Genomic DNA, 14599 nt, shown 5'->3' on the forward strand with positions numbered 1-14599 from the left:
ATGAGGATGCGCACTGGCCATGCCCTCTACGCCGTTGCGGTCGCGCTGGCGGCCCTGTTCATGGCGGCCCCCGCGCAGGCGGCGTGCGATCCCCTGGCCCTGTGCACCTGCACCGTATCGGCAAGCGGCCTGAGCTTCGGCAATTACAACCCGATCGCCAGCGGGGATAATGATTCATCGGGAACGGTGCGCGTGCGCTGCTCGCTGGTGGTCGCGCTGGGCGGCAGCTACACGATCCAGCTGAGCAAGGGGACATCGTCCACCTATGCGCCGCGCGTCCTGACCAGCGGCGGCTCGACGCTCGCCTATAATCTCTACACCAGCAATGCGCGCAACCAGGTCTGGGGCGATGGGACCGGCGGATCGCAGACGGTGACCAGCAATTTCATCGCGCTGCTGAACCTGGACCAGACCACGACCGTCTATGGCCGTATCCCGGCCGGGCAGAATGTCCCGCCCGGCAGCTATTCGGACACGGTGCTGGTCACGGTCATCTTCTGATCAGGCGACTCTGACCCCGGTCATGCGCGCCTGACAGCGCCTATTCATTGGCTGCCAGGGAATAGCCATGACAGGTCTGCGCGTCGAACTGGGTGGTCGTGATGCAATCGCGGCCGCGCTGCTTGCTGGCGTAAAGCTGGCGATCCGCCTCCGCCATCCACAGCTCGGCGGGCAGGTCGGCATGGCAACGGGCACTGGCGACGCCGATGCTGACGGTGATGAAGGGGCTGACCTGCGACTGGGCATGGGGAATGTTCAGCGACTGGATCTGCAACCGGATTTCCTGCGCGACCAGTTCGGCCCCCTGAGGGTCCGCGCCGGGCAGGATGCAGGCGAACTCCTCGCCGCCATAGCGCGCCGGCAGGTCGGTCGCGCGCTTGACCGCGCGGGTCAGTGCGGCACCGACCATCGCGATGCAGCGATCCCCGGCGGGATGGCCATAGGTGTCGTTGAACTGCTTGAAGAAATCGATGTCGAGCATGATGACCGACATCCATTCCCCGGTCCGGGTCAAGCGCGCGCTTTCCGCCTGCAGCGACCGTTCCATGTGGCGACGATTGCTCAGGCCCGTTAGCGCATCGGTGACGGCCAGCGTCGCGAGCTGATCGCGCAGGCGCTTGAGTTCGACATGGTTGCCGACCCGCGCGCGCAATATCGCCGGCTGGATCGGCTTGGTCACATAGTCGATCGCGCCCAGCGACAGGCCGCGCATCTCATCCTCCGTATCGCCGAGCCCGGTGGTGAAGATGATCGGTATGTCGACCAGCATGATGTCCGCCTTGATCTGGCGACAGACTTCGAACCCGTCGATGCCCGGCATCAGCACATCCAGCAGGATCAGGTCGGGCTGCACCGTGCGCGCAATGTCCAGCGCCTGCTGGCCCGACGTGGCGAAGCAGATCTCATAATCATCCTCCAGCACGGCGTTCATGATTTCGATGTTCGAAATCTCGTCATCGACGATCAGGATGGTGGCCTTGCTCATGATGTCGCTCCTGCCGGATCGATCGACCGGCCTGCTGTGCCCGCGCCCGGCGCATCGGCATCGATCAGCGCGAGGGCGGTTTCATAATCCAGTTGCTCCAGCGCCCGCTGAACCGGATGGCCGGCGCGCTGATCGGGCGTCAGCTCCATCGCCTGGGCCAGCCGCTCGAACCCGGCGCGGGCGCTGAGGCTCCGGCGCGCGAGCAGCCCGCGCAACTCGGCGCGCGCCTGTTCGACCGCGTCATCATCCTGGACGGTGACGATCGCAACGTCCGATGCCTCTGCGCCCCCCGTCAGGCTGCGCGCGGCGGCGATCGCTGGTGCTATCGCCACCTCCAGATCGACGACCGCGGCCAGCGCCGGCCCGGTTTCGCCCGCCGCCAGCATCCGTTCGATGTCCGACGCGATCTGCTGGACGCCGGGCAGTTCCAGCGATCCGGCCACGCCCTTCAGGCTATGGGCCAGGCGCCGCGCATCGGGCAGCAACCCTGCCGCCAAATGCGCCCGCAAATCCCGGCCGACATGGTCATAGCTGTCACCGAAGGTGACGATCAGCTTGCGCAGCAGCCCGGTCTTGCCATTGACCCGTGCCAGTGCGGCGGGCAGGTCAAAGGGCGGCAGCCGATCGGGCAGCGACGAACTGGCGACCGGCAGTGCCACTGCCGGCGCCACTTGCGTGGTCACTCGCCCCGCCTTCAGCCAGCGATCCAGCACCCGGACCAGCACCGGCGGCTCGACCGGCTTGGCGATATGATCGTTCATGCCCGCGGCCTTGCAGCGCTGCTTTTCCTCCTCATAGGCATGGGCCGTCATGGCGATGATTGGCAGATCCTCGGCGCTCCACTGCTCGCGGATGATGCGGGTGGCGCTGATGCCGTCCATTTCGGGCATCTGCACGTCCATCAGCACGGCGGCATAACCCGCCCCCTTATCGCGCACCATGTCGCAGGCGATGCGGCCATTTTCCGCGAAATCCACCTTCAACCCGGCATCGTCCAGCAGTTCGGCCGCAATCTCGCGATTGATCTCATTATCCTCGACCAGCAGCACGCGCAGCCCGCGCAGCGCTTCGGCCACCATCGGCAGGGCGGGCGTGCCCGGCGCGGCAACATGGACGACGGGCGCATGTTCCTCGGCGAAAATCTCGGTGATCGTATCCAGCAATATCTTGGGCACGACCGGCTTGGTCAGGAAGGCGGCAACCTTGTCGGTATCGACACCCTGCAACAGATCGTCGGCGCCATAGGCGGTGATGATGAGCGCCTTGGGCTGGGGATGGCGCAGCGCCGTGGCGCGCAGCGCATCGACCGTCTCCATCCCGTCCAGGCCGGGCATCTTCCAGTCGAGCAGGGCAAGGTCATAGGGCTCGCCCCGTTCGTCGGCATGTTCGATCGCGGCGATCGCCTCGCCGCCCGACGCCACCAGGTCCACCGCCATGCCCCAGCCGGCAAAGACGTCATGGATGATCTGGCGCGACGCCGGATTGTCGTCGGCGGCCAGCACGCGCAGCCGGCGGACATGCGCCGACATCGGCATTTCCAGCCCCATCGCCCGGTCGTCCGCATCCATCAGCATGTGGCAGATGAAGGTGCTACCTTCGCCGGGTGCGCTCTCGACCGCGATGTCGCCGCCCATCTGCTCCACGATCTGGCGACAGATGGCGAGGCCAAGGCCGGTGCCACCGAACCGCCGCGTGGTCGAACTGTCCGCCTGGGTGAAGGAATGGAACAGCGATTTCTGCTGCTCGGGCGTCATGCCGATACCGGTGTCGCGCACCGTCAGCTTCAGCCGCACCCGGCCATTCTGCTCGGTCGCCGACAGGCCGATGGTGACGGTGCCTTCCTCGGAAAATTTGACGGCATTGCTCATCAGGTTGAGCACGACCTGACAGAAGCGCATTTCGTCGCCGATCAGCCGCTCGGGCACATCGGCGTCGACCCGCGAGACGACCCTGACCTGCTTCGCCTCGGCATTGGCCGCGACCAGCTGGATCTGGTTCTCGATCGCGCTGCGCAGGGTGAAGGGATGCGCCTCCAGCGTCAGCTTGCCCGCTTCATTCTTCGAGAAATCGAGGATGTCGTTGATCAGCCGCAGCAACGATACGCCGGCCTGGTTGATCTTGCCGATATAATCCTGCTGCTTGGGGTCGAGGTCGGTCCGGGCGACCAGATGGCAGAAGCCCAATATGGCATTCATCGGCGTGCGGATTTCATGGCTCATATTGGCCAGGAACAGACTCTTCGCGCGATTGGCCTCCTCCGCCTCGCGGGTCCGCGCCTCCAGCGCCTGGTTCTTGGCCAATATCTCCTCGCCCATCTTCTGGTTGCGCTGGAAACTCTCGACCAGCTTGTCGCTCAGCCAGACCAGCACCGCCGTCTGGAAGGCGACGATGCCGGCATGCAGCAGCACCCGTTCCAGATTGCCCTGCCCCGGAAACACCGCATAGGGCAGCAGATAAAGCAGCAGCAGATGATGCAGCGCCGTCGCCGTCGCCGCCGCCAGGATGGCGCGCTTGTCGCACCAGGCGATGGTCAGCGCCAGCATGGCGAAGAAATACATGTGCATGTCCATCTGCCAGGCATGGCCGCGCAGCAGGAACAGCAGGATCGCCGGCTCGCCCATCAGGGCGACGGCGGACAGATAGCGGGTCGCAGGGGCGATCCCCTGGCGCCACCAGGTCAGATGATAGGCCCCCGCCAGCAATGTGCCGCCCAGCGCCGCCGCGATCGGCGAATGGCCCGTGAGCAGGGCCACCGTCGCCAGCAACGGCACATGCGCCCAGAAGAGCGGCACGAGGAAGCGGCCGAAATGGAAACGCAGCTTGTCCAGCTCGATAATCATGATGTCTGCCCCCCCGGCAATGGTTCGCCGCATTCGATCCGCGACGGCGTCGCGATCACGCCCCAGGCCCCCGCCCTGCGCAACGCCGCCGCGAAATCCGGCCGGTTCGACCCGGCAATGATGATGTTGGACAGGCGTCCCATGCCGACCAGCCCCCCGTCGGCCGCCCGCACCAGGTTGATCGCCTCGGCCCGCGACGCGCCCCAGGGCGCGATCACCAGATAGCGTCCCGAGCCGCTGCCGCTCATGATCCAGGCGGCGGCCAGCCCGACCAGCCCCGCCAGCAATAGCAAAGCCGCAGGCAAATAGGCGGACATGGCGCAGGACGCGTCCATGCTGCCCGCGCGCGCGGGACGGTTCAAACCCTTGAGCAACCCTGCCTCATCCATCGCATTATTAGGCCATGGAAGCATTTTACAATGGTTAAGAGGCCTTTGCCCGTTCTGTTCGCAAAATGATCGCCTGCCTTTCTCGACATGGCCAATATTTACATATGAAATTACAGAAAACGGGCTTGGATTGGCGGCATAATTTACAAGTTATACGTCAACCGCACGCTCTTTTCTGCAATTCCGGCATCGGCTTGCCCGGCTCGCCCGAACATGGCATCTGCGCCGCCCGAACCCATATTTTTGCCGGACGAGCCCCTGTCTATGGTCGTGTGCAACGCTGCGCCCGGCCCTTGGAGGCGCTTCTCCGGCAGCGCCGAGGACAATGCGCCAGCCTGCCCATCATCCGTCCCTGTCCGACCATCAGCGCACCGGCGATGACTCCATCGCCGCGACCGCGCCAGATCGCGCGTCCCGCCCGGCCGTTCATGGTGCCACCTGATGCTGTTCGGCCAACTCCATTCCGATATCTTCGCGCTGTTCGCCGGGTCGAACCGCTTTCTCTACGAGCGCGTGCTGATCGGCCTCTATGAGGGCTTCTACCGGTCCGACCTGCATTTCCCGACCCAGGGTGAGGTCGTCCAGCTGATCTACACGCTGCTGGGCGACAATGCGGAGCTGTGGCGCGAGGATGAAAGCCCGGTGGTGCTGGACAAGCTGGCCGCGCGACCGGGCCGCCGCGTGCGCCGGCGCAAGCTGGAAGCCGCCGACGCGCAGGCCACCAGCGCGGCGATGATGCGCGCCCGGCATATCTACAACCGACTGCAGGCAACCGGCTGGATCGAGGAAAGCCGCTATGGCCTGAAGGTCACGGTCGACATGCCCGCCGGCGCCATGCGCCTGGCCGAATTTCTCTGCAGCCTGCGCGAAGGCCTGTCCGACCAGCTTGGCGGCCTCGTCATCCAGGTGAAGAACGAGCTGGAAGCGCTGCAGCGCAATGCACGGGAAAATGCCCCTGGCCTGCACAAGGCGGCGCGCGACGCCGCCAGCTTCGGCCGCTATCTGCGCAGCGTGCTGAGCGCGCTGCGCGACATCGACAAGCGGGTGGTGGAAAGCGACAGCGTCGGCCGCAGGCTGCGCCATTATTTCGAGGATTTCGTCGAGAAGCTGTTGCTGCAGGATTATGCGGCCATCTCGACCACCTCCCACCCCTATCGCTTCCGCCATCGCATCTTCACCGCGCTCGACGCGATCGAGGATTCGATCGCCGACGTCGCCGCCATCGCCGAATCCTATCATGAGGCCCGGCTGGCGCCCGATCCGTCCGCCGCCCGTGATCTGGTCTATGACGACCTGCACAAGGTGCGGCGCGTGTTCGACCAGATCGAGGAGGCTTTCGAGCGCATCCAGCAGCATCGCAGCCGGCTGGAGACGCGGCTGCGCAACACCGTCCGCTATGCCGGACGGCGCGGCAACAGCTTCCTCCAGCGCAGCGAACCGATGCTGCTGCAACTCGATCGGCTGCTCGCCCGCACGGATGGGCAGGATATGGCGCCGTCCATGTCCGGCCTGCTGGAACCGCGCCGGTCCTACTGGTCCCCCGCCCTGCTCGCGCGGCCGCGCACCTATCGTTCGACGGTTTCGGGCGGGCTGCTGGTCCTGCCGCCGCCCGATCCCCTGCGCGAATGGCGCAAGCGGCTGGACCGGGACTATCTGGCCCGCCTGGCCGTCACGCCCGAACAGGTCAGCCGCTTCCTCGAACGGCGCGTGGCGCCCTTCGGATCGGGCGAGGCCAGCCGCTTCGCGATCGAGACGGTCGATGATTTCCTGACGCTCGAAGCCCTGCGCCTGTCGGTGCTGGCCGCCGATGCCGATGGCCGGGGCAATACCATCGCCAACCATCTGGCGCCCCATTTCCGCTTCTCGGTCGATACCGGATCGACCATCGACAATGACTGGCTGCACTGCGCGGGCTTCACCGTCTCGCGCATCGGCGATGCCGTGACCCCAGAGATACAAGATGCTCAGTGAATTTCAGACCCTGGAGGCGCTCGATCCGCGCCGGATGCACCGCGTGACCCAGGCGATCAGCCAACTGCTGCGCCATCAGTTCCTGCATGTGCAGGATCGCGGCTCATCGGCCCTGCTCGAAGTCCTGCTCCGCCCCGATGTCGAGCGACTGGTGGCGGATTATTTCGAAGTCGCGGGCTATCGGCTCGTGGTGCGCGAAAGCGAGGGCTGGGCCGGCATCCTGCCCGACACCGAACAGATCGGCCATCCGCGCATGCGGATCGACGAGACGCTGGTGCTGCTGCTGTTCCGCCGATTGTGGGAAGAAGGCATCCAGGAAGGCGATGTCGAACGCTATGGCAGCGTGATGGTGACGCTCAACGCCGCCTATGACGCCTATCAGGACATGGTCGCCCGTGCCCGCCGCGCGACGCTGGGCATCAACGAGTTCAAAGCGCTGGTCACCGCACTCGACCGCCGGGCGATCGTCCATATGTGCGACATCGACGAAGAGCTGGAGGACATGCCGATCACCATCCGCGCGCTGATCGCCACCGTCGCGGGCGAGGAGTTCATGGCCCATCTCGAACAATTGCTGGCCGGCGGCGACTATCAGGAAAGCGAGACGGAGGAGCCCGTCATCGACCTGGATGATGCCGACGAGGAGGAGGTCGCATGATGCAGCTTGCCCATATCGCACTGGTGCAATGGCATCTGTTCGGTCGCGAGGATCTGGCCGTCGGCGGCGACACCGCCGTGCTGGGCCAGAACCGCTCCGGCAAATCGACGCTGATCGACCTCATCCAGGCGGTGATGACCGGCGGTTCGCGGCGCTGGTATCAGTTCAATCGTTCCGCCGGCGAAACCGGCAGCCGCAAGTCGGAACGCACGCTGCGCGGCTATTGCCTCGGCCAGCTCAACGAACATGAATTTCTGCGCCAGGAATCCGTCACCCACATCGTGCTGACGTTCGACGACCCCGACGGCATGCGCCCACCGGTGAGCGTGGGCCTGTGCGTCGAGGCATCCGCGATCGAGGATGCACAGGTGGTCGGCCGCTATATCGCGCCCGGCGTGCGGGTGGATACCGACCTGCTGATCGAAAATCTGGACGGCGGCCAGCAGCGCTCGGCGCCCTGGAATTTGGTGCGCGAACGGCTGGAACAGGCGTGCGAGGCAGCCGGCACCCAGCTCATTCGTCCCGACGGCCCGCGCAACCATATCCGCGAATATATGCGCCAGTTGTTCACCGGCCGGCGCCACAGCGACCCGGATCGCTTCATCCGCGCCTTCGTCATGGCCCTGTCGTTCGAGGATATGCGCTCGGTCGAGGGCTTCGTGCATAATTTCCTGCTCGCCCGGAACGACATCGACATCGGCGAACTGCGCGAGGGCATCCAGCGCTATCGCGACATCCAGAAGGACGTGCATGAGCTGGAACGGCGGCTCGACGCGCTGCGGGCGCTGGCCGAACTCGTGTCCCGCTTCGTCACCTCGCTGGAACGGGAGGATGTCGCCCGCGGCACCGCCCGCCTCGCCGCCATGATCGAGGCGGGCGCCGCGCTGATCGCCAATCTGCGCGAACGGCGCGACACGCTGGCGGAACTGGATGACATCCAGCAGGATATCGGCCGCTGTGATGCGGAGATCGCGGCACTGGGCGATCGGCAGGACAGCCTGCTCGCCCAGTCCGTGGCGGAGGGCGCCGCCGGCAAGCGGGCCGTGGTCGCCAGCGAACTCAAGGCCGTGGACCTGGCCCGCACCGGCGTCGTGCAACGGCTCGAAGCCCGTTTTCGTGCGGCCGCGCTCGGCGCCAGCCTGCTCGACCATCGCGAGCGGCTCGCGCCCCTGAAGCTCGGCGCCCTGTTCCAGGCGCTGGAGGCGCTGCGGCAGCACAGCGACGGGCTGGAGCCGCCGACATGGCCACGCGATCCGCTGGCGATGGAGGATCTGATCGCTACCGCCCGCCGCAGCGCCATCGATAGCATCGCCAAGATCCAGGAACGGCGTGACCAGGCGATCGCCCAGCGGCGCGGCCTGCAGGACGAACTGGCCGATCTGGTCGCGCGCCGCGACAAGGCGCGCGCCGGCCAGGTGAGCCTGGACGATCGCACCATCCGCCTGACGCCGCGCTGGAGCGCGAGAATATGCGTCCGCGCACGCTCTGCCAGGTGGCCGAAATCGTCGATCCGCAATGGCGCGAAGCGGCCGAGGCCCTGCTTGGGCGCGACCGCGAGGCGATCCTGGTCGATCCCGAACATGCGTCCCGCGCGGTCGAGATCGTGCGCGCCAACCGTGACGGCTTCCGCGGATGCCGGGTCATCAACAGCCGCCGCCTCGCCGAACAGCCGCCCGGCTTCGACACCGATTCCCTCGCCACCGTCTTTGCCAGCGACGACCCATTGGCGATCGCCTTCCTGCGCTTCCGCACCGGCCAGGTGCGCCTCGCCGGCACCCAGGCGGAATTGCTGGCGGGCGGCCGCGCGATCATGCGCGATGGCGCCTATAATAGTGGCATCGTGGTCGAGGTGCTGCGCACCCGCGACCTCAAGATCGGCCGGGCCGCAGCCCCGCTGATGGAGGCCGAACTGCTTGCCCGGATCGAGGATCGTCAGGCGCTGATCGCCGTCCATGCCGAAACCGAGCGGTTCCACGACGATATTCATCGCAAGCTGCTGCCGCTGATGGCCGATGTCGATCCGGCCGACCGGCTCGACCTGCTGGTCGCCGCGATCGACCAGCATGAGGAAAGCCGCACCGAACTGCAGCACCGGATCGACAAGATCGCGATGACGGTCGACCCGGCGATCCAGCACAATCTGGACAAGGTGAAGCTGCAACTGCGCAGCGCTACCGAGGAAAAGGAAGAACTGATCGACCGGCGCGGCCAGCTTGGCCAGGCCAAGATCGAAATCCAGCGGCGGCTGGATGCGGGCGATGCCCAGCCCGGCTCCTGGCTCTGCCTGCGCTCGCGGCGCGCCCTATTCAAGGATCGGGTGCGTTCATCGGCCAGCCTTTCGATCCTGCGCGAGGCCTATCGCCAGCAGCGCGGACGCCCCCTGCCCCGACTGGTGCAGGAGATGATGAAGCGCGCGGACGAGGCCCGCGACGCCTATCAGGCGTTGCAAGGCGAAATTCGCGAGACGCTGGGCCATTATCGCGCCGATTTCGACAATAGCGCACCTATTGCCTTGCCCGGCGCGATCGCGACCGAGGTGAAGCCCTGGCTTGTCGCCAATATCGCGGCGCTGGAGGACAATGAGTTGATCCAGTATCGGCGCCAGGCCGACGAAGCCGCCGAGCAGATCGGCCAGCTGTTCCGCACCGCCTTCATCCATGAGCTGAACGCCCGCTTCAACGATCTGCGTTCGGAGCTGGACAATCTCACCCGCGCGCTGCGGATGCGGCCGCTCCATGGCGAGATCTACACGCTCCATGCCCGTCCCAAGGAGGAGTTTGCCGCGCTCCACCGGCTGGCGCGCGAGAGCGAGCATGACGAACTGACCTTCGACGCCCTCTTTGGCCGGGCCGCCCCGCGCGACGCCGAACATGCCCAGGCGCTGGCGGAGGTCGAACGGCTGCTGAGCGACGAGTCCCTCGATTTCTCGGCCTATCAGGATTACCGCAACTATTTCACCTTCGACCTGCGCATGGAGGATGTGAACAAGGGGCGCACCACCAGTTATGACAAGCGCAAGGGCACGGCGAGCGGTGCGGAGCGGCAGGTGCCCTATTATGTGGTGATCGGCGCGGCGCTGGCCAGCATCTATCATGGCGCGCGCCGGCAATATGAGCGGTCGGAACTGGGCCTGGGCCTTGCCGTGTTCGACGAGGCGTTCAGCAAGATGGACGGCCCCAACCAGCGCACCCTGCTCGAATTTTACGACGATATCGGGCTGCAGGTGGTGATCGCTGCGCCATCGGAAAAGCGCGCGGTCGTCTATGAAAATCTCGACAGCGTGATCGACGTGTTCCGCCATGGCGACAATGCCAGCGCCGAAGCCGTCCGCATCAAGCCCCATGCCCGCACCCAGATGCGCGCCGCCAACCCGCAACATTTGGACGATGCCGCGCTGGCCGAACGGCTCGACCTCTTCGCGCTGGACAGCGCGGACTAGGACAGGCCGGCTTCAGGGGCGCCGTCCCGCGCCCCTGAAGCCGCCATTAGATCAGGGGCGCGAAGCTGCCACGCGGATCACGCCCACGCCCTTGACCGTCTCGATCTTCGTGCCGAACGGCGCGGACAGGCGCTGCAGCCGTTCCAGAATGCGCGCGCCCACGGTGGCATCGGCCAGGTGCGGCACGCCCTTGCCCGCACCCGTCGCATTGACGCCCAGGTCAACGGGATAGAGGCGGATTTCACTCAGCTGGCCATCCTTGTAATGGCTCACCGCGATCACCGTTTCATAGAGGTTGGGATCGCCAAATTCCTTCGCGCCACGTGCCTGCAGCAGTTCGGGCGCGGTCACGCTGCCCGGCGTGATGCCGAACTGGTCGTACATGTCGGCAGGCAGGTCATCCAGGCTGTTGTTCATCATCGCGAAGTTGCCGAGCGAATAGAAGATCGGCTTGCCCTTGTAGATCTCGATCCCGCGCAGCTGGTGCGGGCCATGGCCGACATAGGCGTCGGCGCCGGCATCGATCGCCTGATGGGCCAGCCCCTGGGCGAAATTGGCGGGCGTCTGGCTGGCATTGCCGGGTTCATGATTGTGCAGCGAGAAGACGGCGAAATTGCCATTCTGCTTGGCCTGGCGCACGGCCAGCATGTTGGCGGCGACATCCTTGGCATTGAGATCATATTCGATCGTCATCGGTGCGGTCGGGATTGTCGTCGCCCGATATTCGCGGCCCTTCATCTTGACCGGCGCACCGGCCTTGGTGCCCGCCAGCCGGGCGATCGTCGCCAGGTCGGTATCGGACACCAGGCCGACCTCGACGCTGCGGATGGTGTTGGCGCCGCCACGGCCGGGTACCTGGCCCAGTGGATCGGAGGCCGGCGTCATCGGTGTGAAGCTGGTGGTGGCCGACACCAGCCCGACGCGGCCATGCGGCCCGTCATAATAGGCCGGGGCACGGGCCGCCGTCATCGAACGGCCGGTGCCGGCATGGACGATATGCGCGCCGTCGAGCAGCGCCAGCGTGTCATACAGCCCCTCCACACCCCAGTCGGTGGCGTGGTTGTTGGCGTGGCCGACAATGTCGATGCCCATCTTCGCCACATCGGCCGGGACGGCGGGGTCGGCCAGCATCCAGGTGCCGCCCGACTCCGCCTGGGGGGAGCCCTTGAAGGTCTTGAGGTCGAGCGCGGTCGTCTCGAAATTGCCGAAGGTCACATCCGCGCCACGCAGGATGCGCAGCATGTCGGGCGACTGCTGCTCGATCGTCGCCAGCATTGGACGCAGATAGATGAGGTCGCCCACCGCCGCGAAGCTGAAATCACCGGTGATCGGGCTGGTCGGCACGCGGCTGGTCGACAGCTGGCCACCGCTTTCCTCTTCCTCGGCATGGGCCGCGATCGGCGCGGTCAGCATCAGCGCGGCGCCGGCCAGCGACAGGCTGCGCACTGCGCGGCGGCGAAGAATCTTGGACAGCATCAACGGACTTCCCCTTTGTAACTTTGTGTCGGGGATAGCCGGTCGGGCTGACATGAACCTGTCGCCGGGACAGGCTTTTCTGTTCGCTGGACCTATTCCGCGCGAAACGCGATGGTGACGCACAGCCCCCGGCCGGTCCGTCCGTCGGCGAGGCTGATCTGCGCCCCCATCCGGTCGGCGAGCGCGCGGGCGATCGGCAGGCCAAGGCCGGTGCCCGGCGTCGCGCTGTTGCCCGGCAAGCGATAGAAACGGTCCCACACCTTCTCGCGCTGCGCCTCGGGAATGCCCGGACCATCATCGTCGATGTCGACCATCGCCTGCCCCTCGCGGCGATAGAGATGGACGGTCACGGTGCCGCCCGGCCGGTTGTATCGGATCGCATTGTCTAGCAGGTTGCCGATCAGCTCCGCCGCCAGCCCCGGCTGGCCGATTGCCATGGCCGGACCGACCATCGCCTTGTCATAGCCGATCTCGATATCGGCCGGCGCCTGGGCGGCGCGATCGGCAATCACGTCCGCGGCGACTTCGGAGAGGTCGAACGGCCCCATGCGCATGTCGCCATCCTCCTCGCTGCGGGCGAGCGCGATCAGCTGGCGCAGCAATTGCTCCAGGCTGTCAATGGCGTGGGGAATGTCCTGCAACGCTGCCTTGCCCTGCGGCGATGCCGCGCCATAGCGATCGAGCACGTCGAGATGGACCCGCGCCACGGCGAGCGGCGTGCGCATCTGGTGCGAGGCGTTGGAGGTGAACTGCCGCAGCGAATTGGTCGCCCGCTCCAGGCGCGCCATCAGCCCGTTGAAGGCCGCGACGAACGGCTTGATCTCAACCGGCGTAGCTTCCGCCATTTCCATGCGGAAGGCCGGCGACGCCTCGCGCCGGGCGGCCTCCACCTGCCCCGTCAGGTCCGACAGCGGTCGCAGTCCCCAGCGGATCGCCCACCAGAAGAGCAGCCCGGTGACCAGCAGCACCGCGACGCCGACCAGCAGCACCTGGCGCAGGAACAGCCGTTCATAGGCGGACCGATCATCCAGATAGTCGGCAATCTGGATCGCGATCAGCCTGTCATCGCCATAGGCGCGGCGCATCTCGGTCGCGATCCGCACCGGCTTGCCGTGCAGCGTGCCGCTGCGCAGATAGGCCGCCTGGGTGACATAATGGGCGTCCGCCGGATCGAGATAGCCGCGCACCAGCGGCGTCTTGCGATAGGCATTCTTGAAGGTCGCGGGCGGATGGCGATCGGTCACGCCGTCCCAGTCCGCGCGATAGTCGGCGGGCGGCTTCAGGCTTGGATCGCCGGCGACCAGCGTATCGCCACGATAGACGCTGTAATGGACCACCGGCCGGGCGCGGCGCCGGAGCAGGTGGATGACCAGCGGCACCAGCCGCTTCTGGTCGGCCGGCGGGCTGTTATAGGCAAGGCTGAGCGTCCGGACCGACCCCACCAGCACCCGATCGACCGTGTCCGCCTCGGTATTGTGATTGACCAGTGCGGTGATGACGGAAAAGACCAGCACCAGCGCCGTCAGCGGCATCATCACCGCGCCGGTCAGGCGCAGCCGCAGCGAGGAAGACAATCTGCGCATATGTGTGGCGGTCGATCAGTCCGGCGCTCAGGCCGCTTCGATCATATAGCCCAGGCCGCGGATCGTGCGGATCGACGGGCCTGACGGCTGCAACTTGCGGCGCAGGCGGCCGACATAGACCTCCAGCGCATTGGGCGTGACGGCATCGTCGAAGTTGAACACTTCAGCCGACAGCCTTTCCTTGGCCACCACCTTGCCCGGCCGGCCCATCAGCGTTTCGAGCACCGCCAGTTCGCGTCGGCGCAGGTCGATCATGCTGCCCTCCAGATAGACGGTGCGGCTGGACCGGTCGAAGGTCAGCGTGCCGATGCGCAGCACCGGATCGAGCGTGCCCTGGCTGCGCCGCACCAGCGCGCGGACCCGCGATTCCAGTTCGCGCGGGTCGAAGGGCTTGGCCATATAATCGTCCGCCCCGCGATCCAGGCCATTGATCCGGTCGTCCATCATGTCGCGCGCGGTCAGGATGATGATCGGCGTCCGTGCGCCCCGCGCGCGCAGCCGGCTCAGCACTTCCAGGCCGTCCAGGTCGGGCAGGCCCAGGTCCAGGATGATCGCGCTATAGGGTTCCTGATCGGCCAGCCGCAACGCATCCTCGCCGCTGGTCAATATGTCGACGGCAAAGCCCGCGCCTTCCAGCGAGGCCATGATCCCCCGCGCCAGACGCTCATCATCTTCCACCAGCAACAAACGCATTACAGCACTCCTACCGATCCCGGCAGGCACCCTCGATCGACATTAAATTGCGATACGCATCCGC

Annotated in this window: 11 protein-coding genes; 5 read left to right on the plus strand and 6 right to left on the minus strand. The window is 66.1% G+C overall.

Features of this window, described 5'->3' with window-relative positions; all coding sequences use genetic code 11:
• Positions 1-6: 6 nt before the first annotated feature.
• On the plus strand, positions 7-501 hold the full coding sequence (locus tag JQK15_RS19820; RefSeq protein WP_214867114.1) for a Csu type fimbrial protein: 495 nt from the start codon (positions 7-9) through the stop codon (positions 499-501).
• A 40-nt stretch (positions 502-541) separates the two neighbouring features.
• On the opposite strand, the gene JQK15_RS19825 is transcribed toward JQK15_RS19820, so the two are convergent.
• The 3 genes from JQK15_RS19825 to JQK15_RS19835 are packed head-to-tail and all read right to left on the minus strand — an operon-like array spanning position 542 to position 4700.
• Entirely contained in the window at positions 542-1486 is a 945-nt protein-coding gene (locus tag JQK15_RS19825; protein WP_037507622.1) for a diguanylate cyclase, read from the minus strand.
• Positions 1483-4326, minus strand: a complete 2844-nt coding sequence (locus JQK15_RS19830) for a response regulator (protein ID WP_214867116.1) — start codon at positions 4324-4326, stop codon at positions 1483-1485. Before JQK15_RS19830 ends, JQK15_RS19825 begins: the two co-directional genes overlap by 4 nt.
• Positions 4323-4700: a hypothetical protein gene (locus tag JQK15_RS19835; protein WP_251007884.1), complete on the minus strand. Its 378-nt coding sequence runs from the start codon at positions 4698-4700 to the stop codon at positions 4323-4325. The genes JQK15_RS19830 and JQK15_RS19835 overlap by 4 nt, the downstream gene beginning before the upstream one ends.
• 456 nt (positions 4701-5156) lie before the next feature.
• Between JQK15_RS19835 and JQK15_RS19840 the strand changes: the two genes are divergently transcribed.
• From JQK15_RS19840 to JQK15_RS26980, 4 genes are all read left to right on the plus strand, one after another.
• Entirely contained in the window at positions 5157-6686 is a 1530-nt protein-coding gene (locus JQK15_RS19840; protein ID WP_214867118.1) for a Wadjet anti-phage system protein JetA family protein, read from the plus strand.
• A complete protein-coding gene (locus JQK15_RS19845; RefSeq protein WP_214867120.1) occupies positions 6676-7344 on the plus strand; it encodes a DUF4194 domain-containing protein in 669 nt (222 codons plus the stop codon). The genes JQK15_RS19840 and JQK15_RS19845 overlap by 11 nt, the downstream gene beginning before the upstream one ends.
• Entirely contained in the window at positions 7341-9242 is a 1902-nt protein-coding gene (locus JQK15_RS26975) for an ATP-binding protein (RefSeq protein WP_251007885.1), read from the plus strand. Before JQK15_RS19845 ends, JQK15_RS26975 begins: the two co-directional genes overlap by 4 nt.
• Before the next feature lie 1073 nt (positions 9243-10315).
• Positions 10316-10783, plus strand: coding sequence for an SbcC/MukB-like Walker B domain-containing protein (locus JQK15_RS26980; protein ID WP_251007889.1), 468 nt, complete (start codon positions 10316-10318; stop codon positions 10781-10783).
• A 51-nt stretch (positions 10784-10834) separates the two neighbouring features.
• Here the strand turns inward: JQK15_RS26980 and JQK15_RS19855 are convergent, their stop codons facing one another.
• From JQK15_RS19855 to JQK15_RS19865, 3 genes are all read right to left on the minus strand, one after another.
• On the minus strand, positions 10835-12259 hold the full coding sequence (locus tag JQK15_RS19855) for a CapA family protein (RefSeq protein ID WP_214867122.1): 1425 nt from the start codon (positions 12257-12259) through the stop codon (positions 10835-10837).
• Between the two features lie 92 nt (positions 12260-12351).
• On the minus strand, positions 12352-13842 hold the full coding sequence (locus JQK15_RS19860) for a sensor histidine kinase (RefSeq protein WP_214867125.1): 1491 nt from the start codon (positions 13840-13842) through the stop codon (positions 12352-12354).
• A gap of 27 nt (positions 13843-13869) precedes the next feature.
• Positions 13870-14535, minus strand: coding sequence for a response regulator (locus tag JQK15_RS19865; protein WP_214867127.1), 666 nt, complete (start codon positions 14533-14535; stop codon positions 13870-13872).
• Positions 14536-14599: the final 64 nt, after the last annotated feature.

It is taken from the genome of Sphingobium sp. BHU LFT2 (assembly GCF_018604485.1).
In the GTDB taxonomy this organism is placed as follows: Bacteria; Pseudomonadota; Alphaproteobacteria; order Sphingomonadales; family Sphingomonadaceae; genus Sphingobium; species Sphingobium yanoikuyae_A.